Origin of the sequence: Solwaraspora sp. WMMA2065, assembly GCF_030345075.1 — a bacterium.
GTDB lineage: Bacteria > Actinomycetota > Actinomycetes > Mycobacteriales > Micromonosporaceae > Micromonospora_E.
The window spans coordinates 2,130,702-2,153,419 of record NZ_CP128361.1; the positions used below are offsets into that span (position 1 = coordinate 2,130,702).

The window sequence follows — 22,718 nt, forward strand, 5'->3', positions numbered from 1 at the left end:
CTCCAGATGACGGACCGATTGGGAAAGCTGACCGCCGCAGGCGTGGCGGTCTGGCTCGACGACCTGTCCCGGCAACGGCTCAGCACCGGCAACCTGGACCAACTGCGCCGGGAGAAGCACGTCGCCGGCGTGACCACCAACCCGACCATCTTCGCCGCCGCGCTCGCCGACGCCGACGAGTACAACTGGCAGCTGCGTGACCTGGCCGCCCGGGGCGTCAGCGTGGACGAGGCGGTCCGGATGCTCACCACCTACGACGTGCGGTGGGGCTGCGACGTGATGCGCCCGGCGTACGAAACCAGCGGCGGCGTCGACGGCCGGGTGTCGATCGAGGTCGACCCGCGGCTGGCGTACCGCACTGCGGAGACCGTCGCCGAGGCGAAGGCGCTGTGGTGGCTGGTCGACCGGCCGAACCTGTTCATCAAGATCCCGGCGACCGAGGCCGGGCTACCGGCGATCACCGCCACCCTGGCCGAGGGGATCAGCGTCAACGTGACCCTGATCTTCTCGCTGGACCGCTACAGCGCGGTGATGGACGCCTTCCTCGCCGGTCTGGAGCAGGCGAAGGCCAACGGCCACGACCTGACCACCATCGGCTCGGTCGCTTCGTTCTTCGTCTCCCGGGTGGACACCGAGATCGACAAGCGCCTCGACAAGATCGGCAGCGACCAGGCCAAGGCGCTCAAGGGCAAGGCCGCCGTGGCGAACGCGCAGCTGGCGTACGAGCGGTACGCGGAAGTCTTCTCCTCGGACCGCTGGCAGGCCCTGGCCGACGCCGGCGCCCACCCGCAGCGCCCGCTGTGGGCCTCCACCTCGACGAAGAACCCGGCCTACCGGGACGTCATCTACGTCGAGGAGCTGATCGCCCCCGGCACGGTCAACACCATGCCGGAGTCGGTGGTGCACGCCTACGCCGACCACGGCGAGACCCGGGGCGACACGGTCACCGGCTCGTACCCGGCCGCCCGGCAGGTGCTCGACGACCTGATCGCCGTCGGCGTCGACCTCGACGACGTGGTCAAGACCCTGGAGTCTGAGGGGGTGAGCAAGTTCGAGGCCAGCTGGCAGGAGCTGCTCGACGGGGTCCGCTCGTCGCTGGACGCGGCCGCGGCCGGCGCCGGTGAGCCGAACGCGGCCGCGAGCGGGCACGCCGCCGCGGCCAAGCAGGCCGGAGGTAACGCATGAGCGACTTCTTCGACGGCGGGGTCGAGGCCGCGGCCGGGCTGAGCGTGTACGGGGCCGACGCGGTCGACGCCTCGGCCGCCTCGTCGACCCGGGGCGCGCTGGTCGGCGACGAGGTGCCCGGCTCACTCGCCCGCAAGGACCCGACGCTGTGGGGCCCGGACGCCGAGGCCGAGGCGAAGATTCGGCTCGGCTGGCTGGACACCTTCACCCGCAGCCGGGACCTGCTGCCGCAGCTCGCCGAACTGCAGGCCGAGCTGGGCGACCTGGACCACGTGGTGCTGGCCGGGATGGGCGGGTCGTCGCTGGCTCCCGAGGTCATCTCGCTCACCGTCGGCAAGCCGGTCACCGTGCTGGACACCACCGACCCGCACCAGGTGCGGGCGGCGCTCGGCGACCGACTGGACCGGACCGTCGTGGTGGTGGCCAGCAAGTCCGGCGGCACCGTGGAGACCGACAGCCACCGTCGCGCGTACTGGCAGGCGTTCCTCGACTCAGGGCTGAGCGAGGCCGAGGCGGGGCGGCGGTTCGTCATCGTCACCGATCCCGGCTCGCCGCTGGCCACCACCGCCGAGGAGATGGGCGCCACCGTGGTGCTCGCCGACCCGGAGGTCGGCGGACGGTACTCGGCGCTGACCGCGTTCGGTCTGGTCCCGTCGGCGCTGGCCGGCGTGGACGTGGTCGAGCTGCTCGACCAGGCCGAGCAGCTGTCCGCCGCGCTCGGCGGCGACCGGGACAACCCGGGGCTGGCGCTCGGCGCGGCGCTCGGTGCGGCGGCGACCACCGGCCGGGACAAGGTCGCGCTGGTCTCCGACGGCACCGGCATCGAAGGGCTCGGCGACTGGATCGAGCAGCTGATCGCCGAGTCGACCGGCAAGGACGGCATCGGCATCCTGCCGGTGGTCGTCGAGGCACCGGACGCCCCCGGCGCCGCCGGCCCGGACGTGCTCACCGTCACCTACGGCGGTGCCGGCCAACCGGGCGGGGTGCCCGGCGGCGGGGTCCGCCCCGACCTGGCGGTCAACGGACCGCTCGGCGCGCAGTTCCTGGTCTGGGAGTACGCGACGGCGGTCGCCGGCCGGGTGCTCGGCATCGACCCGTTCAACCAGCCCAACGTCACCGAGTCGAAGGAGAACACCAACCGGATCCTGGCGGCCGGGCCGCCGGCCGAGGCACCGTCGTTCGTCGAGGGTGCGATCGAGGTGTACGGGCCGGACGGCGTACCGGGTGAGCTGGTCGGCGCGCTGCGCTGGCTGATCGACGGCGTCGGCACCGACGGATACCTCGCGGTGATGGCCTACCTGGACCGGTTCGGCGACGCCGACGCGGCCGGGATTCGGCCACTGCTGGCGGCCGCCGCCGGCCGGCCGGTCACCTTCGGCTGGGGGCCGCGGTTCCTGCACTCCACCGGGCAGTACCACAAGGGCGGGCCGCAGGTCGGCGCGTTCCTGCAGATCACCGGTGCGGTCACCGACGACCTGCCGGTGCCCGGTCGCCCGTACAGCTTCGGTGAGCTGCAGGCGGCGCAGGCCGCCGGTGACCGTGAGGCGCTCGCCGGGCGGGGCCGGCCGCTGCTGCGGCTGCACCTGACCGATCGGGCCGCCGGCGTCGCCCAACTCCTGGACACGATTCGAAACCTGCCCAGCTGACAATTGGTCCGGAGGAAAACGGACTGAGGAGGCGACGTGAACCCCCTGCGCGACCCGCAGGACCGGCGGCTGCCGCGCATCCCGGAGCCCTGCGCTCTGGTGATTTTCGGTGTCACCGGTGATCTGGCTCGCAAGAAACTACTCCCCGGCATCTACGACCTGGCCAACCGAGGGCTGCTGCCACCCGGCTTCGTGGTGCTCGGCTTCGCCCGGCGGGACTGGACCGACGGCGACTTCGAGTCGCTGGCCCACGACTCGGCCAAGGAGTACGCGCGTACCCCGTGGCGTGAGGAGGTCTGGTCCCGCCTGGCCGGCAACATCAAGTTCGTCGGCGGCTCGTTCGACGACGACGCCGCGTTCGACAAGCTGTCGGCCTGCCTGGACGGGCTGCGCGAATCGCACGGCATCCACGGCAACGCCGCGTTCTACTTCTCCATCCCGCCGTCGGCGTTCCCGCAGGTGCTCAAGCAGCTGGCCCGCACCGGCATGGCCGACAACGAGCGGTGCGGCGGCTGGCGTCGGGTGGTGGTGGAGAAGCCGTTCGGCTACGACCTGCCGTCGGCGAAGTCGCTCAACGACCTGGTCGACGACGTGTTCACCCGTGACGATGTGTTCCGCATCGACCACTATCTGGGCAAGGAGACCGTCCAGAACATCATGGCGCTGCGGTTCGCCAACAACCTGTTCGAGCCGCTGTGGAACTCCAAGTACGTCGACTCGGTGCAGATCACCATGGCCGAGGACGTCGGCATCGGCAGCCGGGCCGGCTTCTACGACGCCACCGGCGCCGCCCGTGACGTGGTGCAGAACCATCTGCTGCAGCTGCTGGCCCTGGTCACCATGGAGGAGCCGACCAGCTTCGACGCCGCCGAGATCCGGGCGGAGAAGCTGAAGGTGCTGCGGGCGATCAGCCTGCCCGACGACGTGGCCGCCGGCACCGTCCGCGGTCAGTACCTGAAGGGCTGGGTGGCCGGGCAGCGGGCCGTCGGCTACCTGGAGGAGCCGAACGTGCCGGCCGACTCGACCACCGAGACGTACGTGGCGATGCGGCTGGGCATTCAGAACCGCCGGTGGGCCGGGGTGCCGTTCTATCTGCGCGCCGGAAAGCGGTTGCCGCGGCGGGTGACCGAGGTGGCGGTGATGTTCAAGGCCGCACCGCACCTGCCGTTCAACGGCACCGACGTGGAGATGCTCAGCAACAACCAGCTGGTCATCCGGGTGCAGCCCGACGAGGGCGTGGTGCTCAAGTTCGGCGCCAAGGTGCCGGGCACCACCATGGAGGTCCGCGACATCGCGATGGACTTCCAGTACGGCGAGGCGTTCACCGAGGCCAGCCCGGAGGCGTACGAGCGGTTGGTGCTCGACGTGCTGATCGGCGACCGCACCCTGTTCCCCGACGCCGCCGAGGTGGAGCAGAGCTGGCGGGTGATCGACCCTCTCGAAGAGGCCTGGGAGGGCACCCGGCCGGAGCCGTACCGGTCCGGCGAGTGGGGTCCACGGGCCGCCGACGAGATGCTGGCCCGCGAGGGCCGGTCCTGGAGGAGAGCATGATCAGCCTGTGGGACACCACCGGCAACGAGGTGGTCAAGGCCCTGGCCGCCGAGCGGCGCAGCGCCGGCGGCGTGGCCAGCGGAATGGCGCTGACCCTGATCGTGGTGGTCGACGAGAAGCGGGTACGCGAGGCGGAGGCGGCGGCCACCATCGCCGCCGCAGCCCACCCGTGCCGGCTGCTCGTGGTGGTCCGCTCCGACATCGACCGCAAGGTCAGCCGGCTCGACGCCGAAGTGGTCGTCGGCGGCCGGCTCGGGCCGTGCGAGGCGGTCGTCATGCGTACCTCCGGCCGGCTGGCGCTGCACGCCGAGTCGGTGGTGATGCCGCTGCTGGTGCCGGACGTACCGGTGGTGACCTGGTGGCACGGCGAGCCGCCGGAGCAGATCGCCAACGACTACCTGGGGGTGGTCGCCGACCGGCGGATCACCGACTCGGCGCAGGCCCCCAACCCGGTGCAGGCGCTGCTGCAACGGGCGGTCGACTACGCGTCGGGCGACACCGATCTGGCGTGGACCCGGATCACCCCGTGGCGCACCCTGGTCGCCGGGGCGTTCGACACCACCGACGCGCAGATCACCGGCGCCACGGTGACCGCGCCCCGGGCCGACCCGACGGCCGCCTTGATGATCAGCTGGCTGGCGGCCCGGCTCGGCATCACGCCGCGCTGGGAGGAGACCAGCGCGTTCCCCCGGATGCGGTCGGTGGAGCTGCGCTGCGCCAACGGTGACGGGCTGAGCCTGGTCCGCGAGGACAGTTCGGCGATGTTCACCCGGACCGGGCAGCCGGAGCGGCAGATGCCGCTGGTGCGTCGACCGCTCGGCGAAGAGCTCGCCGAGGAGCTGCGGCGGCTCGACGCCGACCAGGTCTACTCCGAGGCGCTGGGCACCCTGGCCGGGCTGCCGGAGCTGTCCTCCCGGCCCGCCAAGCGGGTGCACATCTGGAAGGACCCGGCGAAGGCCACGGGGCCGGCAGCCGGCACCGACCCGGCGGTCGTCGCGGCCGGTCCGGCACGGAGCGGCTCGTGAGCGGCCCCGGCATGCTCGTCGTGCACCCGGACGCCACCGTGCTGGCCAGCGCGGTGGCGTCCCGGCTCGTCGTCCGGCTGATCGACGCCCAGGCCGAGCGGGGCGAAGCGGCGGTGGTGCTGACCGGCGGGCGGGTCGCGGCGGCCGTGCTGCGCGCGGTCGGCGAACTGCCGGCCCGGCAGGCGGTCGACTGGTCCCGGGTGGACGTCTGGTGGGGTGACGAGCGGTTCCTGCCCGCCGGCGACCCGGACCGCAACGAGACCCAGGCCCGCGAGGCGCTGCTCGACGTACTGCCGCTCGATCCGCAGCGGGTGCACGCGATGCCCGCGTCGGACGGACCGGACGGCGACGATCCGGAGGCGGCCGCCGCCCGGTACGCCGCCGTCCTCGACCGGGTCGCCGGCCCGGGTACGGCCCCGCTGCCCCGGTTCGACGTGCTGATGCTCGGCGTCGGCGAGGACGGGCACGTGGCGTCGGTGTTCCCGGGGCATCCGGTCACCGGCGAGACCCGCCCGGTGGCGGCGGTACGGGACAGCCCGAAGCCGCCGCCGACCCGGATCACGCTGACCCTGTCCACCATCAACACCGCCGACGAGGTGTGGCTGGTCGCCGCCGGGGCGGACAAGGCGGCGGCGGTCGGCGGGGCGTACGGCGGCAGCGACCCGGTCGCGGTGCCGGCCTGCGGGGTACGCGGCGTGCGCCGTACCTGGTGGCTGCTCGACCAGGCAGCCGCCGCCGAGCTGGTCACCGCGCCGACCTCGGCTGGCTAGCATCGGAAAACCCGTGACGTGGTGGCCGCCGGACGTTCCCGTCCGGCGGCCTCCGTCGGTTCAGTGCGGGCCGACGGAGGCGAGTAGCCGGTCGAGGGGCTGCGGCAACACGTCCCGGGCGATCGCCGCCTCGACGAGCAGCCGGGCGTAGCGTGACTTGCGGCGCGAGCCGCTGCCCATGAACCGGCGCAGCTGCGCCTCGGGCCGCCGCCCCCGCCAGGCGGGCTGGCCCTGCAGCGTACGGAACGACCCGAGGTCGCCGTGCGTCGCCAGGATCGCCTCGACTCCGTCGACTCCGAGCGCCCGGATCAGTTCGTCCTCCAGGTCGTCGACGCAGACGAAGAACCCGAGTTCGGCGAGGTCGTCGTGCGTTCGGGGCGCACCGATCCCGGCGGTGGCCAGTCCCCGCGCGACGATGTCCACCTCGGCCAGGTCGCACAGCCCGGCGAGCCGTACCCGCGACCGCTGTGGACCGAGGCCGGCCAGGAACCGGCCGGTGGCGTGTGCTCCACCGATCGGCACGACCGCCACCCGTTCCGCGTCGAGGTCCCGGCCGCGGCCGGCCGCGGCCGTCTCCACCGCGATCTGGTCGCTGACCCCTTCGAGGAGCACCAGGGCGACGGCGCGGTCGATCTTCGTCAGGGCGTGGGCGGTCGCCTGCACCGGTGCGTCGTGACCGCTGGCATAGCCGTCGAGCACCCGGCGGGCAAGCTCGCGGCGACGAGCGGAGTCCATCGGTCTCACCTACCGGCACTTGGTGTCATGACCGCCATCGTCCGTGAACGCGACCCGGCCGACAACCGGTAAACCCGCGCTGCGTAAGCGTCGGAAGACACCCCTTCGGATTGAAGAAGTGACATCGGCGATGGTTGTCGTAGGCCTCCAGGCGAGACCGGAGGCCTACGCACCAAGGACAAGAGGAGCCGGCCGGCTCAGGTGACGGCCACGGCGGCAATGGCCAGTACGCCAACTGCCAACGTCCGGATGGACCAAGTGATTCGGACAAACTTTCGGTATGCCACCATATTCGCTACCCAGAGCTGCCCAGCGATCGCCCGTTCGAACCCGTCCGGATCGTCGGAGGCGTCCAGCCACGCATCGATAAACGCTTCTCGATCGTCGCCGTACCGCTGGGCGACGTTCTCGAAGTAGTGCAGCGACCACGCCGCCGTTGCCTGCTGACGTGGGGCCAACGTGTAGAGCGCCAGCAACGCGCTGAGCGCGACGCAAGCGCCGGCGACAAGCAGGATGCTCTCGGACAGGGGTCCATGGGCGGACGGCAGTTGCCCAGCCAGAACACCGGCAGCGGCGAGAACTGCCGCCGCCTTCACATCGGCAAAACGAATCATCTCGTTCGCCTGTTGCAGGGAGGCTCGTCCGGCTTCCCTCATGAGCCTTCCAGCCTCTCTGCCAGATCGGACCGATCGTATGATGAAAACAACTGCCCAAGCTGACTAACCAAAAATCGGCGATCGGCGTCCTCGAGTCGCCCGAGGAATTCACCAATCAGCTTGGCAATCACCAGGAACCGTGTATCCTCCCGGTTCCTGAACTTCTCAGCAATCCCCTCGAAGTCAATGTCTAGCATCGATTTCAGCTGGTCGGGATGGTGGTAAAGCCAGTAGCTGCGGGCGACATCGGGATGGGAGTAGACACTCTCCCTCAAGTACCTGATCCGATCCAGCTCGGCCCGCTGCCGCTGGCGTTCCAGGGCTGCCTGTCGATTGATTTCTAGGATGGCCTCTGCGGCCGCGTACGCTTGCCGGCCGACCGTCAAGCGCACGCTGACGCCGTCGGGAGTACAAGTACTTACCTCGTTTTCGGCATTGCCGGCCTGAGTGACGCAGTATCTGGCGGTCACCTGATCGGCCCGGTCTGTCACCCTCCGCCGCGCCGCCCAGAAGGCAGCCCGGTCATCGCCCTTCCAACAGCACTGGAAGGTCGCGTTGAACATCACATACGGATGGCAGCTGCGTAGCTCGGCGGTGAATGTGACGGGCTGTTCGGGTTCCTCGGATCTCGTCCGCCGACCTGACAGCCGAACCCGCCAGTTCTCGATCATGCGACAGCCAACGGATTGGCGCGTTGCAATCGTTCCTGAATTTGGTCACGCAGGCCACGGGCAGCCGGATGCTCCTCGTCGCAAGCCACCGGCTGCCATTCGAACAGCAATCGCGTCATTCGGGCGAGACGTTTACTGGCACCTTGCCCGTTCCCAGCGGCACCAACCATGAGGTCGGAGATCAAGTGCTCGTACGTCGATTCCCTGGTTGCCGCGTCCAGCCATCGCATAAGCGCATCGAGGATGCCACCCTGCGGCACAGCGTCGGTAAACAGGAAGGATAGGGCGTCTTTCAACTTGACCCGTAGGGCCGCGTCGCCGGCCAGTTCAGTGAGGAGAATCCCGGCCTGTTCTGGGGTTTCGGAGATCGCCGCCAGCGCGAGCAGGCCTACACTTTGGCGCTCGTCGCGTTCGGCAGCCCAGTCGATGATCCGCTGCAGAGTTGGCTGCCGGTGCATCGGCCGTTCCCAGAGCGACTTCACGGCTGTCACCACCGCATCAGTGACGGATTCCACCCCACGTCCGGCCAGGTTGTTCAGTCTGGTCAGCGCCACTTGCGGATAGGCATCGGCGAGCGCTCCGCAGCAGACTTCAGCCACGGCACAGAGCAGCGGGTGGCTCCCCGAATACTTGGCCCACTGGTTCAGCCGCCCACGCATCGCCGGTCCAGCCTCGGGACTCAGGGTCAACGCCGTCATCAGGTCGACGACCAGCGGACGCAGAGTCTTGTAGCTCCACCACCGCTCGACCAAGGTCCGCACCTCGGGCGCGTCGGCACCGGGAAGTGCCCGGGTCACCTCGAGCATGGCCGAGGCCACCTGTCCTGCGACGCGGGCGTTGGCGGATCCACCACTGCGAATCGGCAGGTCGGACGCCCAGGCCCAAAGGCGTGTACGAAAGGCCTTCGACTGGTCGCTGTGCACGTAGCGCAGAATCGCGACGTCATAGGACGGCAGGGTGAAAAAGATCCGGTGCTGATCGTCGAGATTGGCACTGACTTTATTAGCCAGCTGCCGGATCCCCGGCGCGCCAATGCCGCCGCGTACATTCGCCGGCTCGGCAAGCTTCTCGGCAAGCTTCTCCATAGCGTGTAGGACGTTGGTGGCCTGCGCCCCTTGCAGGAAGGCCAAGGCAACGAGAAAGAGCCTGGTTCGTGGATCTGGGTTGCGCTCAAACCAGTCGCCCAGTTCTTCGTCCCAGTTCCGATATGCCTGGAGTGCCTTACGTACGATATCGCCAAGGAGTTCCTCCGGATCGCTCGCAGCAGCCCGGATCCGGTTGGACAGCCTGGTGATCTGGGTCGGAGTGGCATCAGCCAGCATCTCTCGCAACGGCGGTTCCTGAAGTAGCGCGTCTACGTTCAGGCGCGCGTGCTGGTCGGTCAGAAGCCGGCGCAACAGCTCTTCACGTGCGGGGGCAGTCACCGTGAGAGCCGCGAAGCCCGGGACGTCCTCCGACCTCTCGAGCGTGTCCGGCTCGACCAGGACGACCAGATAGGAATCCCGCTTCTCTACTTCCTCCCGGTATGCCATCAGTACCTCGCGCAACCGCCCATCACGGCTTCCAGGCGGGACCGTGAGCAGGTACGAGCACCGGCCGTACGACTCCCATGGCACCTCGGCGACAGGCAGGAGCGACTTCTCGTCATCATCAGTCGGGATCTCCCGTCGGGGCGACGGAACGGCGGCGAGCAAGCCAACTGCGGCCGTACGCCGGCCGGTGTCGCGGCGCGCGACCAGCAGCACGTGACGCCGTTCCTGCAGGATGCGGGCCGCCGCTTCCCTGGACAGCCCATCCGGACCGTAGGCGCGGTCCACGAAGCTGTCCATCGTCTCCCGTACAAAGGCGTCGGACAGTTCCCAAGCTGCCCGGTAACGCCCGAGCCAGTTGTGGACATTCAGCACCTGGTCGCGGGCGACGTGCCCGGCGACCTGTCCGTTGTTCTTGTTGACGTACTGGCCGCCGTTCTCGGTGACGGCGATGCTGTCGTCGATGTCATCTGCGTAGGAATCGTCGATGTCGGGGTCGACGGGCTCGATCGGATCGGTCATCATCGGCTACCGTCCCGCTGCTGCGTCATATTCTCGACCGTGGTGGCGACCTGGCCGTTGTTCTGCCTCACCCGTGGTCCGGAGATCCGGGGACTTGTCCGCTTCTCCCCTGCCGGCGCCGTAGGAGGAGACGACGCCGGCAACACGCCGACCAGGTTTCCGGAGATCACGGGCACGTGGAGCCACGCCCGTTGTTCGAATGCCTTGCCGTCGACAGTCGCCGTAACCGGAATGCAACGGTCCGGATGCAGTCCGGCGTATCCGGCGGCGATGACGTCCTTGAAGACGCGGTCGGAGAATACGCAGGCCACGTAGGTCACGCGCGGGCTGGCCCCGGCGAGCATGGCCTTCACAGGTGCGGAATCGAGCAGACGATGAGCATCGTTGCGCGACTCCCCGTTACCTGTCCAGTGAGGGCTCTCCGGGTCGGCCGGTAGGGGACCAACGTGCAGGCTGACCCGCAACTGCAGTTGCGTCCGGGCGTGGCGGTTGTGCTCAGCGAGACGTTGCTGGAGCAGGCTCGGGAAGGGGTCCACCAGGTAGGGCAGAACGCGAGTCGGAAGTCCGACGGCGAATCCATCTCCGGTCGGGCCGAGGAATGAGGGACGTTCCCACTCCTTCCGCAGCCCGGCAACAGTCAGCGCGTCACCAACCAGGTCGAGCAGCCTGTTGCTGATCGCCTGATGAGTGCTACCTGGCTCCTCGGTGAAGCCCTTGGCGTCCACGGCCAGGATCGCCCGGTACGGGGGGAGATCGATCGAACTAGCGAACGGGATGTGTTCCACAGGAGTCCCTTCTCGAGGACGGACTCCCTCAGCGTCGGTCGGGACCGCCCGGTGCTCTGCCCAGTTCTGGGCAGAGCCCGTGTGACCGATCGCTCAGCGCCGCCGGATCCACGATGATGACCTCACGGCGTCCGGTGGTGACGATGCCGGCCTCGCGTAGCGCAGTCAGTTCAGCGACGACCGCGTTGCGCGAGGCGCCGACCAGTTCGGCGAGTTCTGCCTGGGACAGCCTGATAGCGGGTTGTCCGTCGGCTCGTTGGCTCTCCGTGTGGAGCTGAACCAGCGCCCGGGCCAGCCTTTCCCGCACGGGCAACAGCGCCAACGCCGTACGCTGGGCATCGGAGGTACGCAGCCGGTTCACCGTGTAGGAGGCAAAGCCTGTCGCGAACGCAGGCCGACCGAGAAAGCGTCGGAACTGTGGACCCGTCAGCAGCCGGGTGACCGTGGTGGTAAGGGCGGTGACCGTGGCCGACCGGGGTTGCAGGTCCACAGCGGCCAGATCGCCAACCACGTCGCCGGCGACCCGAAGCGTCAGAATCGCGCGGCTTCCGTCCCTCTCCGAGCGAACGATCTTGACGCAGCCGGCCAGGACCACATGCACGTGCTGCGTGGTGTCACCTTGGCGCAAGAGCACGTCGCGAGGTTCGAAGCGGACAGGAATCCCGGTGCTCCGGACTCGGAGCCATTCTTCCTGTGGGAGATGAGCAACAAGCCCTGACTCGCTGCATTCATGCATGCACATATTATATCGCCGACAGCTACAGCTTCGAACGACCGGTTGATGTGGTGTATGATCCAGTACCCCGTCGCCAGTAGTCACGAGAGTGCCGCACTGGCCGAAGCCCAGGCGGTACCCCATCCATACAGTCAACGGCTCCACCGCACTACCAACTGGCACCAGGGCTACGCTCGATGATCAGGCTGGGTACAGCCGTCAGCTATGACGTCTGGCGGATTTGCGCTTTTGAGCAGCAGGTGACCCGGCCTCTCGCCGCCGAGCTAAGTGTGGCGCTGCGCGAGATCGGCGAGGATGTCCTGGGCTGCTCAAGTCGCGGACCTACGGTCCTTCAACCATGCGGCTGCGGCGACGAGTTCTGCCAGAGCCTCTACACGCAGCCACCGCCGGTCGGTGCCTAAGGCCGGGTCACCGGAACATCGGTTTAGAGTCCCGACCGATCAGGCATGCTCGTTCTCGATGTGCTTGACGAGCTCATCATGTTCGTCGAGCTCATCGACCGACCGCCGCTGGTGTGAGCATCTCGCTACTGGCGGACCAGGAGGCGCTGGAGGACCATCGGTGTTCACCGTGGCGCGAGTCGAGATCGAGATCACCGCAGAGCCGGCTCGTGCCCGTTACGCGAAACCGCGCGGCAGCCGAATCCCTGTCGGCAGGCCGCGACGGCTAGAACGGAGATCGTGTTGACCGACGCCGCGCAGCCCTCCCCCAGGGTGTTGGAGATCTCGTGGGGACAGATGGACGTCGAAGGCCTCGGAACCGGCAAGGACTTCATGCTCTACCCAGGCGGCGGCCGGGCCTGGGACTGGTCCGAGACCGGGACCCGGCACAGCCCAGGGATTCAACCGGAGGACGTCGAGGAACTGCTGCGCAACGGCGCGACCGCGATCGTCCTGTCCCGTGGGATGCAGCTCCAGCTTCAGATCGACCCGCGCACACTTGAGCTTCTCGACCGGCACGGCATCACGCCGTACGTCGCCGAGACGACGCAAGCGGTGCAGCACTACAACGAGATGGCCGCGACGCGGCCGGTGGGCGGCCTGTTCCACTCGACCTGCTGACCGGGCGCACCGCGCCCAACGTGATCCACTACGCGCCATCGACCCGACACGCCGACAGCCTGTCAGACCACACGCATCCGATCAGCCCCAGTCGGCGGACGGACGGGCCCTCCGGTCAGCCCTCGCGCAGTAGGGCGTGGGCGATGGCGCGATCCGGCGCGCTGTGCCATGCCGGGCCGCCGGCTCCGGACTCCCAGAGCAGGTTCTGCAGTACGCGGCCGAGCGTCCAGCCGATCGCCCGTTCCCGGTCGACGCCCACCACCTCGGTCATCAGGTCGAAGCGTCTGCGGACCGCGCGCGGCACGTCGCCGGTGGCGACCACGTCGTCCCACCGGTTGCACAGGGCGGGGAGCAGCTCGAAGCAGGGATCTCCGGCGAGCGGCTTCGGGTCGATCGCCAGCCACGGCTCCCGAGCGCCGGACACGGTCGAATCGGACCTGGCCGAGTCGGCCCGGGACGCGAGGACGTTGTGGTAGTGCAGATCCCAGTGCAGAAGCCGGTCACCGGCCTCCGGCAGCAACTCCTCGACAGCCGCCGCGCACCGCCGGATCAGCGGATGGTCGGCGGCGGGTAGCCGTACCAGCGCCTGCGGCACCCGGTCGAGCATCCCGGCGGCGACATCGGCGAGACGGCGGACGTCGGGCGGTGCGGCCACCGAGGTCAGCCGGGCGAGCAGCTGGCTGAGGATCCGCAGCGCGGCCAGGTCGTCGGGGACGACCGCCAGGGTACGGTCGGCGTCGAGTCGTTCCAGCAGCATCGTGCCGGAGCGCGCGTCGTGCCGCAGGAGGCGTACCGCGCCGTCGCCGCCCCAGGCCCGCAGCGCCGCCGGCTCGCCGACGGTCTCCTCGTCGATCGGCTGCACCTTCAGCATCGCCGGTGACCCGTCGCTCTGCACGACGGGCAGCACCAGGGCGATCGCTCCGCAGCTCGACGGCCCGTCGCGACGCAGTCCCCACCTGTCCATGGTGGCCGTGGTCAGCTGTGGCAGCGCCGCGATCCAGGCCCGCCCGGCCTCACCGAAGTAGGTGGCGTGGGATGCGGCCAGCTCCGCCGGGACCTCAATGCCCGATCCACTGGCGGTCACCTGCGCGTGCCCGGTCAGCTGGGGTCGGCGGCCTTGAGGGTGGTGAGGAAGCCGGTCCAGGCTGACGGGTCGAACGCGAGCGCCGGGCCGCTACGGTCCTTGGAGTCGCGTACGCCGATGGTGTCGGCGCTGAGCCGGACCTCGACGCAGGCGGCGTTCTCCGAGCTGCGTGAGGACGTGAACCAGCCGCGTGCAGGGGTGTGTTCCGTCATGTCATCTCCTGGGCGACCTGGCGGATCAGGGCGAGGGACTCCTCGAAGCTTAACGCCCGCTCCAGGGTCTCACCGAAGGTGATCATGTAGTCGGCGACCCGGCTGGACTGGTCGATGATGTCGCTGGAGGTCAGCACCTCCTGCCAGACCAGATCCGGCACCCGTGGCGACGGAAATGTCAGGATCTGGAACGGCCCACCGAGCGCCGGGTACGCACCGGCCGAGAACGGGATGATGTGCACCCGGATCTGCTCCGGATGGCGGGTCATCAGGTCGGCCAGGTGATCGAGTTGGGCGCGCATCACCGCCGGGCCGCCGACCTGCTGGCGAATGGTGCTCTCGCCGAAGATCGCGGTGACCCGCAGCGGCGGGTCCTCGGCGAGCCGGCGCTGCCGGGCCAGTCGTACCTCGACGCGCTGCTCGGTCTCGGTGAGCCGGACGTAGGTGTTGCCGCCGCGCAGGATCGCGCGGGCGTACGCCTCGGTCTGCAACAGGCCGTGGACGATCTCGTTTTGGTAGGTGCGGACGTGGTCGGCACCGGCCTCGTAGCCGAGGAAGCGCAGGAACTCGGCCGGGAAGAGCTGCTTGTACGTGTGCCACCAGGCGCGGGCCATCGCGCCGATCCGCAGCGCTTCCAGCTCGGTCGCCTCCTGGTCGTCGATCTCGTAGATCTTGACGAGCTGGGCGAGCCGGTCGGCGGGGAGTTTGACCTTGCCGATCTCCACTCCAGAGACGTACGCCTGGGTGATGCCGCTGCTGCGGCCGACGCCGACGGCGGTCATGCCGAGCTCTTCGCGGCGCTCGCGCAGTCGGATGCCGAGCTCCATGGCCTGCACGGTGGGCGACATGGCGGGGTTGGCGGGTGCCTTGCGGGTCCTCGGTGCACGTGCCATCGGTGGCCTCTCTCACGATTGGACGGTGACCACGACATCACACCAGGTGATCATGAACAACACAAGGGGTTGATATAAGCGAGTTTTAGCGCGATGCTTCGTGCACCGCAGCATCCAATCAATGATCATGGAGGACACAGTGGCCGTACAACTCAGCTGGGTGGACAGTGAGCAGCGCGAACGTTACGGATTCTCGCTGTGCCGGGTGGTTGACCCCGGTGGCACCGACGAACGCTATGACCTGCTCGGCGTCATCGAGGTCCCGTTCGACCAGCGCCACCCGGAGCGCGTCGCCGACCAGCTCCACCCGTGGGCCATCGCCACCCTGCGGGCCGGCGGGTACGGCTTCGGCCACTACCTCGCCGAACTGACCGGCCTCGACGAGGACGGCGAACCGTGGCACCACATCCGAAACGCGCACATCAACTGGTCAGGCACGACAGTGCTGGTGCCCGCCCCTGACTGACCCCATGCCGCAGTGGCGACGCAACCCTCGCCTGACGGACGGCAGCGGGATACTGGAGTCCGACGAAGGGACTTCGCCATGGATGAGGAGCGGGAGCGGACAGCGCCGTCGGCGGACGACGAGTTCGATCAGCTACGGCGCGCCAGGTTCGGCAAGCTGCCGGCCCGGGTGGCACCGGAGGACATGTTCGGCGCGGTCGACGCCGATCCCGGGCATGATGAGCCGGGCCAGCCTCCGGTGCGTCGGGAGTGGGGCTAGGCAGCCGGTCAGGACTCGCCGCGTCGAGCGCGGACCGCCGCGAGCGCCTCGGCGAGGATCGCCTCGGCGTCGGCGTCGCTGCGGCGCTCCTTCACGTACGCCAGGTGCGACTTGAACGGCTCGGTCCGTGGCCGGGCCGGCGGATTGTGCCGGTCCTGCCCGGCGGGCAGCCCACAGCGGGGACACTCCCAGGTCTCCGGGGCCGCCGCCTCCACGGCGAGGCTGATCTCCACCGCATGCGCATTGGCACACCAGTAGGTCGTCTGCCGGCGGGGTGCGGGCTCGGCCCGCTCGGTGGGCCGGGCCGGGCTGGCACCGATCCGGCTGCCCCGGATCGTGTTGGCACTCGCCATGTTGTCGCTCCTGTCGTCGGGAAGGGGTGTCACCACGGCACGATGCGGTGGTGCGACGCCGGTGAAGCGGGCGTACCCAAAAGAATGCGCGGCCCGTATCAACGGGCCGCGCGAAATCTTACGACGGAATGCGACGGATCACACACCCGCACTCATCGCGACCTTCAGCCACAGGCCGAGGCCGACGATGCAGGCGAACCATACGATGCCGGTCAGTACGGTGTAGCGGTCGAGGTTCTTCTCGGCCACCGAGGATCCGGCCAGGCTGGTGCTCACGCCACCGCCGAACATGCTGGACATGCCGCCGCCCTTGCCCTTGTGCAGCAGGATCAGCATGGTGAGCATGACGCTCGTGATCACCAGCAAGACGATCAATACGTAGGCGAACTCGATCGGCATGGCAGTGGTCAGTCCTCTCATCACGGTCGCCGGCTCGCGAAGCGGGGCGAACCGGACAAACCCGAGTGGGCCGACACCCGGGCCACCCCAGGATAGCGGGCCGGCTCGATCCATGCCGACCGGCTCCGACGATCTCCGCGACCACCCACCCGTGTGGTCCGCCGCGAGAAGGGTAACCCACTGGATGAGACGACAGGGAAAGCCCGCCGAGCGGATCCGGGGCCGACCCACCGGCGTCGGGCGGGCATCGGACCGGGCAGCCGAACGGATCAGCGACGACCTGCGTCTGGTCGACACGCCGACGCTGCGGCGACGGCGGTGGTCGGCCGGGCTGACCCTGCTTGCGGCCGGCGCCTACGCGGTGGTCGCCACCTACCAGTACGGCCTGGTGCGGCACCTGCCGGAGCCGGCGCTGCCCTGGCTGGACGCCGATCGGGTGGACGCCAGCGGCGAGGCGTACGCCGCCGGACACACCCCGGATACCGCGCTCGCGCTGGCAAACGCCGGCGTCACCCTCGTCCTGATCGGGACGGGCGACGCCGACCGGGCGACCCGCCAACCGTGGCGGCCGTTGTTCGCCGCCGGCAAGGCGGCCGGTGACGCCGCCGCCGGGGCCTGGCTCTTCGCCGAACAGCTCAGCCGGCACCGCCGGATCTGCGGCTGGTGCAGCCTGGCCGCCGCCGCCACGACCGTGGCCGCAGCGCTCACCGTGCCGGAAGCCACCCAGGCGTGGCGCCACCTCCGTAGCCGTCCGGCATGACGGTCCACCAGCGGCACGCACGCCGGGTCGTCGTGGTCGGCGGCGGCCACAACGGCCTGGTCGCCGCCTGCTACCTGGCCCGCAGCGGCTGGCGGACGCAGGTGCTGGAGCAGTCCGACAAGCTGGGCGGCGGCGCCCGGACCGAGGAACTGCTGCCGGGCCACCGCTTCAACACCCACTCCGCCGCGCACAACATCATCAACGCCACCGGCATCGTCGAGGACCTACGGCTGCGGGACGCCGGGCTGGTCTACCGCGAGATGGACCCGTTCTCCATCGCGGCGTTCCGCGACGGCACGATCGTCCGGTTCCACCGCAGCGTCGAGTCCACCGTCGAGTCGATCGCCGAGGTCGACCGGCGGGCCGCGCGGCGGTACGCGGCCTGGATGCGCCAGGCGTGGCCGGTCGTCACCGCGATGCGGACCATGCTGGACCCCGGCACCAGCACGATGCAGCGTCTGCGGCGGATGCCGGGCCTGGTGGCGGCAGGTGGCCGGGCGGTGGCCCGCAACGGCGGGCCGGTCGGGCTGGCCCGGACCCTACTGGCACCGTACGGGCGGGTGCTGCGGGAACAGTTCGACACCGAGCTGGTCCGGGCACCGGTGGCGGCGTTCGCCGCACACGCCTCCGCCTCACCGCAGCAGGTCGGCGGGGCCACCTTCGCGTTGTGGCAGGCGTTCTACCACCAGGTCGGGCAGTGGCATCCGGTCGGCGGGTCGCAGGCGTTGACCGACGCGCTCGCCACCCGGCTGGCCAGCTACGGCGGCAGTTGGCGGGTGAACGCGCCGGTGGCCCGGATCCGGCGCACCGGGCCCGGCACCGACCGGGTCACCGGGGTCGAGCTGGCCGACGGTGCGCGGATCACCGCCGACGCGGTGCTCACCGCCATCGACCCGCGCACCGCCCTGCTCGACCTGCTGGATCCGCCGCTGACCGGCCCGGTTGCCGACCGGCTACGGGCCGCCGGGCGCGGCAACGCCGTACAGAGCCTGGTCCTGCTGGCCACCACCGGGCTGCCCGGCTACCCGCAGGCCCGGCCCGGCGACTGGAACGGACTGCAGTCGTACGTGGACAGCCTGGACTCGCTGTCCGCCGGGTTCGCCCAGGCCGAAGCCGGTCAACTGCCGGACGATCCGGTGCCGACGTACGCGTTCACGCCGTCGGCGCTCGACGACAGCCTCGCCCCGCCTGGCCGGCACACCGTTTACCTGGCGTGCCCCTGCTCCCCGTACCAGGTGCGGGGCGGTTGGGACGCCGCCCGGGAGGAGTTCGCCGACCGGATGGTCGCCGCCGTCGAGGCGCGGGCACCCGGGTTCGCCGCCAGTGTCGTCGACCGGGTGACGCACACCCCGGCCGACATGGCCCGGCAACTGCGCTGGCCCGGCGCGCACCCGATGCATCTGGACATCAGCCTGGACCAGCTGGCGATGCTGCGCCCGACGCCGGACCTGGCCGGCCACCGCACCCCGCTGACCGGGCTGGTGGTGTCCGGGGCGGGCACTGCCCCGGTCGGCGGCATCGCCGGACTGCCGGGCCGCGACGCGGCGTACGCGTTGATCACCCGGCCGCCCGCGCCGGGCGGGCCCGCCGGCCGCCGATGGCCGTGACGAACTGGGCGGCGGCCAGCTGGATCCCGTACGACCAGGTGGGGTAGGCGTGGGTGGCCTGGGCGAGGCGGCCGGCGAACATGCCGCTGGCCATCGCCAGCGCCGGTTCATGGATCATCTCGCCGGCCCGGCCGGCGACGACGGTGGCTCCGAGGATCCGGCCGCCGCCGAGGTTGCCCAGCAGCCGACGCGGCCCGGCGACCAGGGTGACGAACCCGTCGGTCGCGCCGGCGGTCACCGCCCGGTCCATCTCCGTCATCGGCAGGTACGCCACCCGGCCGCCCCGGTCGACCGACTGTGCCTCGGTCAGCCCGACCCGGGCCACCTCCGGGTCGGTGAAGACCACCCACGGCGTGGCGGCCGGGTCGTAGCGCTGCCGGCGACGCGACAGCGCGTTGCCGGCGGCGATCCGCCCCATGGCGAACGCGGCGTGGGTGAACGGCATCCGGCCGGTGACGTCCCCGGCGGCGTACCCGCCGGGCGCGGTCGTGGCCAAATGGGCGTCGGTGACCACGTACCCCCGGTCGTCGACGGCGATCCCGGCGGCCGGCAGGTCGAGCCCGTCGGTGGTCGGCCGGCGACCGGCCGCGACCAGCAGCCGGTCGCCGTGGACCTGTCGGCCGTCGGCCAGCCGCAGCGTCACGCCGCCGACGGTGGTGCCCGCTTCGATGACCTGCGCACCGAGGCACAGCGTGACCCCTTCGCGAGCGAACACGTCGGCGATCACCGCCGAGACCGCCGGTTCGTGGCCGGGCAGCAGCCGGTCGGCGGCCTCGACGATGGTCACCCGTGTGCCGAACCGGGCATACGTCTGGGCGAGTTCGCAGCCGACCGGGCCGCCGCCGAGCACGATCAGCGACCCGGGTGCCGCCGCGAGGTCGAAGACCGTCTCGGTGGTCAGGTACGGGACCTCGGCCAGCCCCGGCACCGACGGGACCGCCGGTACGGCTCCGGTGGCGACGACGTAGCGGCGGGCGGCCAGCACGGTGCCGTCGACGTCGATCCGCCCCGGCGCGACGAACCGGGCCCGACCCCGGCGTACCTCGATTCCCTCGGCGTGCAGCGCGGCGGCGTCCTCGGTGGCGGCGATCTGCGCGATCACCGATCGCATCCGTCGTACGGCGTCGTCGAACGGCAGGCCGCGCCCGGCCGCCTCGATCAGCGTCTTCGACGGCACGCAGCCGGTGAACGTGCAGTCGCCACCGGGCGGCCCGTCGGTGACCAGCAGCGCCCGGGCACCGGCTCCGGCGGCGGCGCGGGCCGCGCCGAGACCGGCGGCCCCGCCGCCGATCACCACCAGGTCGTGTCCGCCGGTCACGGTCTCGCCGCCACCAGCAGGCCGTACCCGATGATCCGCTCGGCGATCGCCGCGCGGGCGGCGGCCAGCACCGCCGGTGCCTGGGCGAAGTCCAGCCCGGCCGCCTCGGCCCGGTCCCGGGCGGTCATCCGGACCAGCGTCAGCCGGGCCTCGATCTGGTCCAGCATGGCGGCGACGGCGGCGTCGTGGTGTTCGGTGTACGTCACCCGCAGCCCGGCGGCGGCCAGCAGCTCGGCGTACTCGGCCAGCGGGCGGGCGTCGGCGACACAGGCGATCCAGCCGCCGAGCCCGGCGAGTTCCGCCGGCAGCCGGGCCTGGTCGACGGTGACGTCGGTGAGGCCGAGCCGCCCGCCCGGCCGCAGCACCCGGGCGAACTCTGCGGCGGCGGTGGCCTTGTCGGGGAACGTGCAGAAGGCGCATTCGCAGACCACCGCGTCGAACGCCGCGTCGGGCACCGGCAGCCGCTCGGCGTCGCCGAGCTGGAACCGCACCGATCCCCGGGCATCTGCCGTCCCGGTCGCGGCAGCCGCCTGCGTCGCGGCGGACACGTTGGCCGCCGACAGGTCGACGCCGGTGACGTCGGCTCCGTATGAACGGGCCAGCAGCAGCGCGGTGGCGCCGCGCCCGCTGGCCACGTCGAGCACGGCCGCGCCGGGACGCAACGCGAGCCGGTCGGCCAGCCGCCGGGTCAACGCCAGACCGCCCGGGTGGTACGACTCGCCGAGCAGCAACGCGACGACGTCGGAGCCGTACGCGGCGGCGCAGCACGCCTTCGCGTCAGTCTCCGCGTCCCTCTCCGTGTCGGCGGAGACAGTGGGACCGTCCACCGGCGAGGCCCGGCCGGTCACCGGAGCCGCCGGCCGACGTTGGTGGTGTCCGGGGCGATCCGACCGGTGCCGGTACGTGCGCCGGGCCGGGCCACCTTCGACCCGTACGGTGAATCGGCGAGCACCGGCTGCAGCGGCAACGCGTTGGGCACCACGTCGGCCACCGCGACACCGGACAACTGCTCGCGGACCTGTTCCCGGTAGCCGACCGAGTTGTACGCGCAGAACGGGATCATCCGTCCGTCCGGCGTGATCTCCTCGACGCAGCATTTCATCAGCTGTTTGACGTTGAGTGTGTACGGGTCCTGGAAGTCCTGGATGACGATCATGAAGGCCCGGTCGGTGATGTCGGCGATCGCCGCCGGCAGGTTGATTCCGCAGGCGTCGGCGCAGTCCAGCGCCGTTGCGGCGGCCGTCAACTGCTCGCTGGTGGTCCCGGTGCCCATGAACGCCGACGCCGACCACAGCTTCTCCAACGCCTCGCGGATCGCCAGGTCCGGCAGCACCCGGTTGGCGACGTAGTCGAGGTAGTCGGCGACGTTGAGCAACCGTGGGATCGGCACCACCCCGAAGCCGGGTTCGCCCGGGGTGCCCTCGCTCAGCAGGTAGGTGATGGACCGGCAGGTCGGGAAGCAGCACGGCACCGGGAAGAAGTCCGACGCGGTGAACCAGTCGGGTCGCTGCGCCACGATGCCGTGGATGATGTCGGAGTTGGTCAGCCGGTGCAACGGGTCGAACTCGACGTGCCGACCGGCGTGGGTGACCGGTTGGAACGACACCGACCGTACGGCGGGGTGCGTCAGCCCGTACTCGATGATCGCGCCGAGTTCGTGGTCGTTGAGCCCGCGTTCGACGGCGGCGACCAGGGTGACGGTCAGCCCGGCCTCGGCGCAGTTGTCCAGCGCCCGCCGCTTGACCTCGCGCAGGTCGCGGCCGCGGATCGCCCGGTGGGTGCGCTCGTCGAAGCCGTCGAACTGCAGGTAGATGTTGATCGCCCGATCCGGGCTGTGCCGCCGGCCGAGTTCGGCGACGAACCGCCTGTCGGAGGCGAGCCGGATGCCGTTGGTGTTGAGGTTGACCGCCTTGATCGGCCGGGCCTGGGCGGCGTCGACGAACTCCAGGATCTGCTTGTGGATGGTGGGTTCCCCGCCGGAGAACATCACCACCTCGGGTTCGCCTTCGGCGGCGACGAAGGTGTCGAGCATCCGCTCGCACTGGTCGAGGCTGATCGAGTAGCCGTCGGGTTGGTGGCCGGAGTCGGCGAAGCAGATCGGGCAGTCCAGGTTGCAGCCGGTGTTGACCTCGATGATGCCGAGGCAGGCATGCTGTTTGTGCTCGGGGCAGAGCCCGCAGTCGCTGGGGCAGCCGTCGACCACGTCGGTCTGGAACGCCAGCGGGATCGTGCCGGGCTTGTTGAACCTGGCCGAGTCGAGGTACATCTGTGCGTCGCCGTAGACCAACGCCTCGAACTGCCCGTGCTCGCGGCAGCGTTTCCGCAGGTAGACCTTGTCGTCGCGGATGTTGACCTGGGCGTCGACGACGACCTTGCACACCGGGCAGATCGACTTGGTGTACTCGATGAAGATTTCGTCGCGATCCTGTTTGGCGGTCATCCGGCTCCCTCGGCGGCGCGGTGGATCCCCAGGGCGACCAGTCCACCATCACCGAC

General features: G+C 70.3%; 24 protein-coding genes. 10 read left to right on the forward strand and 14 right to left on the reverse strand.

What is annotated here, in order from left to right; all coding sequences use genetic code 11:
- Positions 1 to 6: 6 nt before the first annotated feature.
- From tal to pgl, 5 genes are read left to right on the forward strand one after another with little or no spacing between them, the layout of a single operon-like run.
- On the forward strand, positions 7 to 1,185 hold the full coding sequence (gene tal / locus O7610_RS09645; RefSeq protein WP_281550402.1) for a transaldolase: 1,179 nt from the start codon (positions 7 to 9) through the stop codon (positions 1,183 to 1,185).
- Positions 1,182 to 2,831, forward strand: coding sequence for a phosphoglucose isomerase-related protein (locus O7610_RS09650; RefSeq protein WP_289213088.1), 1,650 nt, complete (start codon positions 1,182 to 1,184; stop codon positions 2,829 to 2,831). The genes tal and O7610_RS09650 overlap by 4 nt, the downstream gene beginning before the upstream one ends.
- A 36-nt stretch (positions 2,832 to 2,867) precedes the next feature.
- Positions 2,868 to 4,382, forward strand: coding sequence for a glucose-6-phosphate dehydrogenase (zwf, locus tag O7610_RS09655; protein ID WP_281550404.1), 1,515 nt, complete (start codon positions 2,868 to 2,870; stop codon positions 4,380 to 4,382).
- Entirely contained in the window at positions 4,379 to 5,407 is a 1,029-nt protein-coding gene (locus O7610_RS09660; protein WP_281550405.1) for a glucose-6-phosphate dehydrogenase assembly protein OpcA, read from the forward strand. Before zwf ends, O7610_RS09660 begins: the two co-directional genes overlap by 4 nt.
- Positions 5,408 to 5,418: 11 nt before the next feature.
- On the forward strand, positions 5,419 to 6,177 hold the full coding sequence (pgl, locus tag O7610_RS09665) for a 6-phosphogluconolactonase (protein WP_289213595.1): 759 nt from the start codon (positions 5,419 to 5,421) through the stop codon (positions 6,175 to 6,177).
- 60 nt (positions 6,178 to 6,237) lie between these two features.
- On the opposite strand, the gene O7610_RS09670 is transcribed toward pgl, so the two are convergent.
- The 6 genes from O7610_RS09670 to O7610_RS09695 form a co-directional block, all read right to left on the reverse strand.
- Positions 6,238 to 6,912: a TOPRIM nucleotidyl transferase/hydrolase domain-containing protein gene (locus O7610_RS09670; protein ID WP_289213089.1), complete on the reverse strand. Its 675-nt coding sequence runs from the start codon at positions 6,910 to 6,912 to the stop codon at positions 6,238 to 6,240.
- 197 nt (positions 6,913 to 7,109) lie between these two features.
- Entirely contained in the window at positions 7,110 to 7,568 is a 459-nt protein-coding gene (locus tag O7610_RS09675; RefSeq protein WP_289213090.1) for a Pycsar system effector family protein, read from the reverse strand.
- Complete coding sequence (locus O7610_RS09680; RefSeq protein ID WP_289213091.1) at positions 7,565 to 8,131, reverse strand: hypothetical protein; 567 nt, start codon at positions 8,129 to 8,131, stop codon at positions 7,565 to 7,567. Before O7610_RS09680 ends, O7610_RS09675 begins: the two co-directional genes overlap by 4 nt.
- 104 nt (positions 8,132 to 8,235) lie before the next feature.
- Positions 8,236 to 10,293: a hypothetical protein gene (locus O7610_RS09685; RefSeq protein WP_289213092.1), complete on the reverse strand. Its 2,058-nt coding sequence runs from the start codon at positions 10,291 to 10,293 to the stop codon at positions 8,236 to 8,238.
- Positions 10,290 to 11,075: a hypothetical protein gene (locus tag O7610_RS09690; protein WP_289213093.1), complete on the reverse strand. Its 786-nt coding sequence runs from the start codon at positions 11,073 to 11,075 to the stop codon at positions 10,290 to 10,292. Before O7610_RS09690 ends, O7610_RS09685 begins: the two co-directional genes overlap by 4 nt.
- Before the next feature lie 28 nt (positions 11,076 to 11,103).
- Complete coding sequence (locus tag O7610_RS09695; protein WP_353850342.1) at positions 11,104 to 11,934, reverse strand: Crp/Fnr family transcriptional regulator; 831 nt, start codon at positions 11,932 to 11,934, stop codon at positions 11,104 to 11,106.
- Positions 11,935 to 12,494: 560 nt separating this feature from the next.
- Here O7610_RS09695 and O7610_RS09700 point away from each other — a divergent pair.
- Positions 12,495 to 12,872, forward strand: a complete 378-nt coding sequence (locus O7610_RS09700) for an Mth938-like domain-containing protein (RefSeq protein ID WP_289213095.1) — start codon at positions 12,495 to 12,497, stop codon at positions 12,870 to 12,872.
- Between the two features lie 115 nt (positions 12,873 to 12,987).
- Here the strand turns inward: O7610_RS09700 and O7610_RS09705 are convergent, their stop codons facing one another.
- Genes O7610_RS09705 through O7610_RS09715 form a run of 3 tightly spaced genes read right to left on the reverse strand, consistent with a single transcriptional unit; the run spans position 12,988 to position 15,061 of the window.
- Positions 12,988 to 13,956, reverse strand: coding sequence for an aminoglycoside phosphotransferase family protein (locus O7610_RS09705; protein ID WP_289213096.1), 969 nt, complete (start codon positions 13,954 to 13,956; stop codon positions 12,988 to 12,990).
- 14 nt (positions 13,957 to 13,970) lie between these two features.
- Complete coding sequence (locus tag O7610_RS09710) at positions 13,971 to 14,168, reverse strand: DUF397 domain-containing protein (protein ID WP_289213097.1); 198 nt, start codon at positions 14,166 to 14,168, stop codon at positions 13,971 to 13,973.
- Positions 14,165 to 15,061: a helix-turn-helix domain-containing protein gene (locus tag O7610_RS09715; protein ID WP_281550416.1), complete on the reverse strand. Its 897-nt coding sequence runs from the start codon at positions 15,059 to 15,061 to the stop codon at positions 14,165 to 14,167. The genes O7610_RS09710 and O7610_RS09715 overlap by 4 nt, the downstream gene beginning before the upstream one ends.
- 127 nt (positions 15,062 to 15,188) lie before the next feature.
- On the opposite strand from O7610_RS09715, the gene O7610_RS09720 reads away from it, so the two are divergent.
- Together O7610_RS09720 and O7610_RS09725 are read left to right on the forward strand one after the other, a co-directional pair.
- Complete coding sequence (locus O7610_RS09720; RefSeq protein WP_289213098.1) at positions 15,189 to 15,527, forward strand: hypothetical protein; 339 nt, start codon at positions 15,189 to 15,191, stop codon at positions 15,525 to 15,527.
- 78 nt (positions 15,528 to 15,605) lie between these two features.
- A complete protein-coding gene (locus O7610_RS09725) occupies positions 15,606 to 15,785 on the forward strand; it encodes a hypothetical protein (protein ID WP_281550418.1) in 180 nt (59 codons plus the stop codon).
- Positions 15,786 to 15,793: 8 nt separating this feature from the next.
- On the opposite strand, the gene O7610_RS09730 is transcribed toward O7610_RS09725, so the two are convergent.
- Together O7610_RS09730 and secG are read right to left on the reverse strand one after the other, a co-directional pair.
- Positions 15,794 to 16,138: an RNA polymerase-binding protein RbpA gene (locus O7610_RS09730; protein WP_289213099.1), complete on the reverse strand. Its 345-nt coding sequence runs from the start codon at positions 16,136 to 16,138 to the stop codon at positions 15,794 to 15,796.
- Positions 16,139 to 16,276: 138 nt separating this feature from the next.
- Positions 16,277 to 16,537, reverse strand: a complete 261-nt coding sequence (gene secG / locus O7610_RS09735) for a preprotein translocase subunit SecG (protein ID WP_278169949.1) — start codon at positions 16,535 to 16,537, stop codon at positions 16,277 to 16,279.
- Positions 16,538 to 16,721: 184 nt separating this feature from the next.
- Between secG and O7610_RS09740 the strand changes: the two genes are divergently transcribed.
- Both O7610_RS09740 and O7610_RS09745 read left to right on the forward strand, forming a co-directional pair.
- Positions 16,722 to 17,297 (forward strand): vitamin K epoxide reductase family protein, encoded by a 576-nt coding sequence (locus O7610_RS09740; RefSeq protein ID WP_289213100.1) that lies wholly within the window; start codon positions 16,722 to 16,724, stop codon positions 17,295 to 17,297.
- The gene (locus O7610_RS09745; RefSeq protein ID WP_289213101.1) at positions 17,294 to 18,904 is read left to right on the forward strand and encodes a phytoene desaturase family protein; all 1,611 of its coding nucleotides are present in this window, start codon (positions 17,294 to 17,296) and stop codon (positions 18,902 to 18,904) included. Before O7610_RS09740 ends, O7610_RS09745 begins: the two co-directional genes overlap by 4 nt.
- On the opposite strand, the gene O7610_RS09750 is transcribed toward O7610_RS09745, so the two are convergent.
- Genes O7610_RS09750 through O7610_RS09760 form a run of 3 tightly spaced genes read right to left on the reverse strand, consistent with a single transcriptional unit; the run spans position 18,855 to position 22,662 of the window.
- Positions 18,855 to 20,222: a dihydrolipoyl dehydrogenase family protein gene (locus O7610_RS09750; RefSeq protein WP_289213102.1), complete on the reverse strand. Its 1,368-nt coding sequence runs from the start codon at positions 20,220 to 20,222 to the stop codon at positions 18,855 to 18,857. The genes O7610_RS09745 and O7610_RS09750 overlap by 50 nt on opposite strands.
- Positions 20,219 to 21,049: a class I SAM-dependent methyltransferase gene (locus tag O7610_RS09755; protein ID WP_289213103.1), complete on the reverse strand. Its 831-nt coding sequence runs from the start codon at positions 21,047 to 21,049 to the stop codon at positions 20,219 to 20,221. The genes O7610_RS09750 and O7610_RS09755 overlap by 4 nt, the downstream gene beginning before the upstream one ends.
- 17 nt (positions 21,050 to 21,066) lie before the next feature.
- A complete protein-coding gene (locus tag O7610_RS09760; RefSeq protein ID WP_289213104.1) occupies positions 21,067 to 22,662 on the reverse strand; it encodes a radical SAM protein in 1,596 nt (531 codons plus the stop codon).
- Positions 22,663 to 22,718 lie beyond the last annotated feature (56 nt).

Excerpts from the sequence above, each read along its gene's own strand:
- O7610_RS09680 (WP_289213091.1), bottom strand. The coding sequence starts at position 8,131 with ATGTTCAACGCGACCTTCCAGTGCTGTTGGAAGGGCGATGACCGGGCT.
- O7610_RS09745 (WP_289213101.1), top strand. The coding sequence starts at position 17,294 with ATGACGGTCCACCAGCGGCACGCACGCCGGGTCGTCGTGGTCGGCGGC.
- O7610_RS09675 (WP_289213090.1), bottom strand. The coding sequence starts at position 7,568 with ATGAGGGAAGCCGGACGAGCCTCCCTGCAACAGGCGAACGAGATGATT.
- O7610_RS09695 (WP_353850342.1), bottom strand. The coding sequence starts at position 11,934 with ATGGGGTACCGCCTGGGCTTCGGCCAGTGCGGCACTCTCGTGACTACT.
- O7610_RS09740 (WP_289213100.1), top strand. The coding sequence starts at position 16,722 with ATGAGACGACAGGGAAAGCCCGCCGAGCGGATCCGGGGCCGACCCACC.
- O7610_RS09650 (WP_289213088.1), top strand. The coding sequence starts at position 1,182 with ATGAGCGACTTCTTCGACGGCGGGGTCGAGGCCGCGGCCGGGCTGAGC.
- O7610_RS09685 (WP_289213092.1), bottom strand. The coding sequence starts at position 10,293 with ATGATGACCGATCCGATCGAGCCCGTCGACCCCGACATCGACGATTCC.
- O7610_RS09725 (WP_281550418.1), top strand. The coding sequence starts at position 15,606 with ATGGATGAGGAGCGGGAGCGGACAGCGCCGTCGGCGGACGACGAGTTC.
- O7610_RS09660 (WP_281550405.1), top strand. The coding sequence starts at position 4,379 with ATGATCAGCCTGTGGGACACCACCGGCAACGAGGTGGTCAAGGCCCTG.
- O7610_RS09760 (WP_289213104.1), bottom strand. The coding sequence starts at position 22,662 with ATGACCGCCAAACAGGATCGCGACGAAATCTTCATCGAGTACACCAAG.
- pgl (WP_289213595.1), top strand. The coding sequence starts at position 5,419 with ATGCTCGTCGTGCACCCGGACGCCACCGTGCTGGCCAGCGCGGTGGCG.
- O7610_RS09670 (WP_289213089.1), bottom strand. The coding sequence starts at position 6,912 with ATGGACTCCGCTCGTCGCCGCGAGCTTGCCCGCCGGGTGCTCGACGGC.
- secG (WP_278169949.1), bottom strand. The coding sequence starts at position 16,537 with ATGCCGATCGAGTTCGCCTACGTATTGATCGTCTTGCTGGTGATCACG.
- tal (WP_281550402.1), top strand. The coding sequence starts at position 7 with ATGACGGACCGATTGGGAAAGCTGACCGCCGCAGGCGTGGCGGTCTGG.
- O7610_RS09710 (WP_289213097.1), bottom strand. The coding sequence starts at position 14,168 with ATGACGGAACACACCCCTGCACGCGGCTGGTTCACGTCCTCACGCAGC.
- O7610_RS09720 (WP_289213098.1), top strand. The coding sequence starts at position 15,189 with ATGGAGGACACAGTGGCCGTACAACTCAGCTGGGTGGACAGTGAGCAG.
- O7610_RS09715 (WP_281550416.1), bottom strand. The coding sequence starts at position 15,061 with ATGGCACGTGCACCGAGGACCCGCAAGGCACCCGCCAACCCCGCCATG.
- O7610_RS09730 (WP_289213099.1), bottom strand. The coding sequence starts at position 16,138 with ATGGCGAGTGCCAACACGATCCGGGGCAGCCGGATCGGTGCCAGCCCG.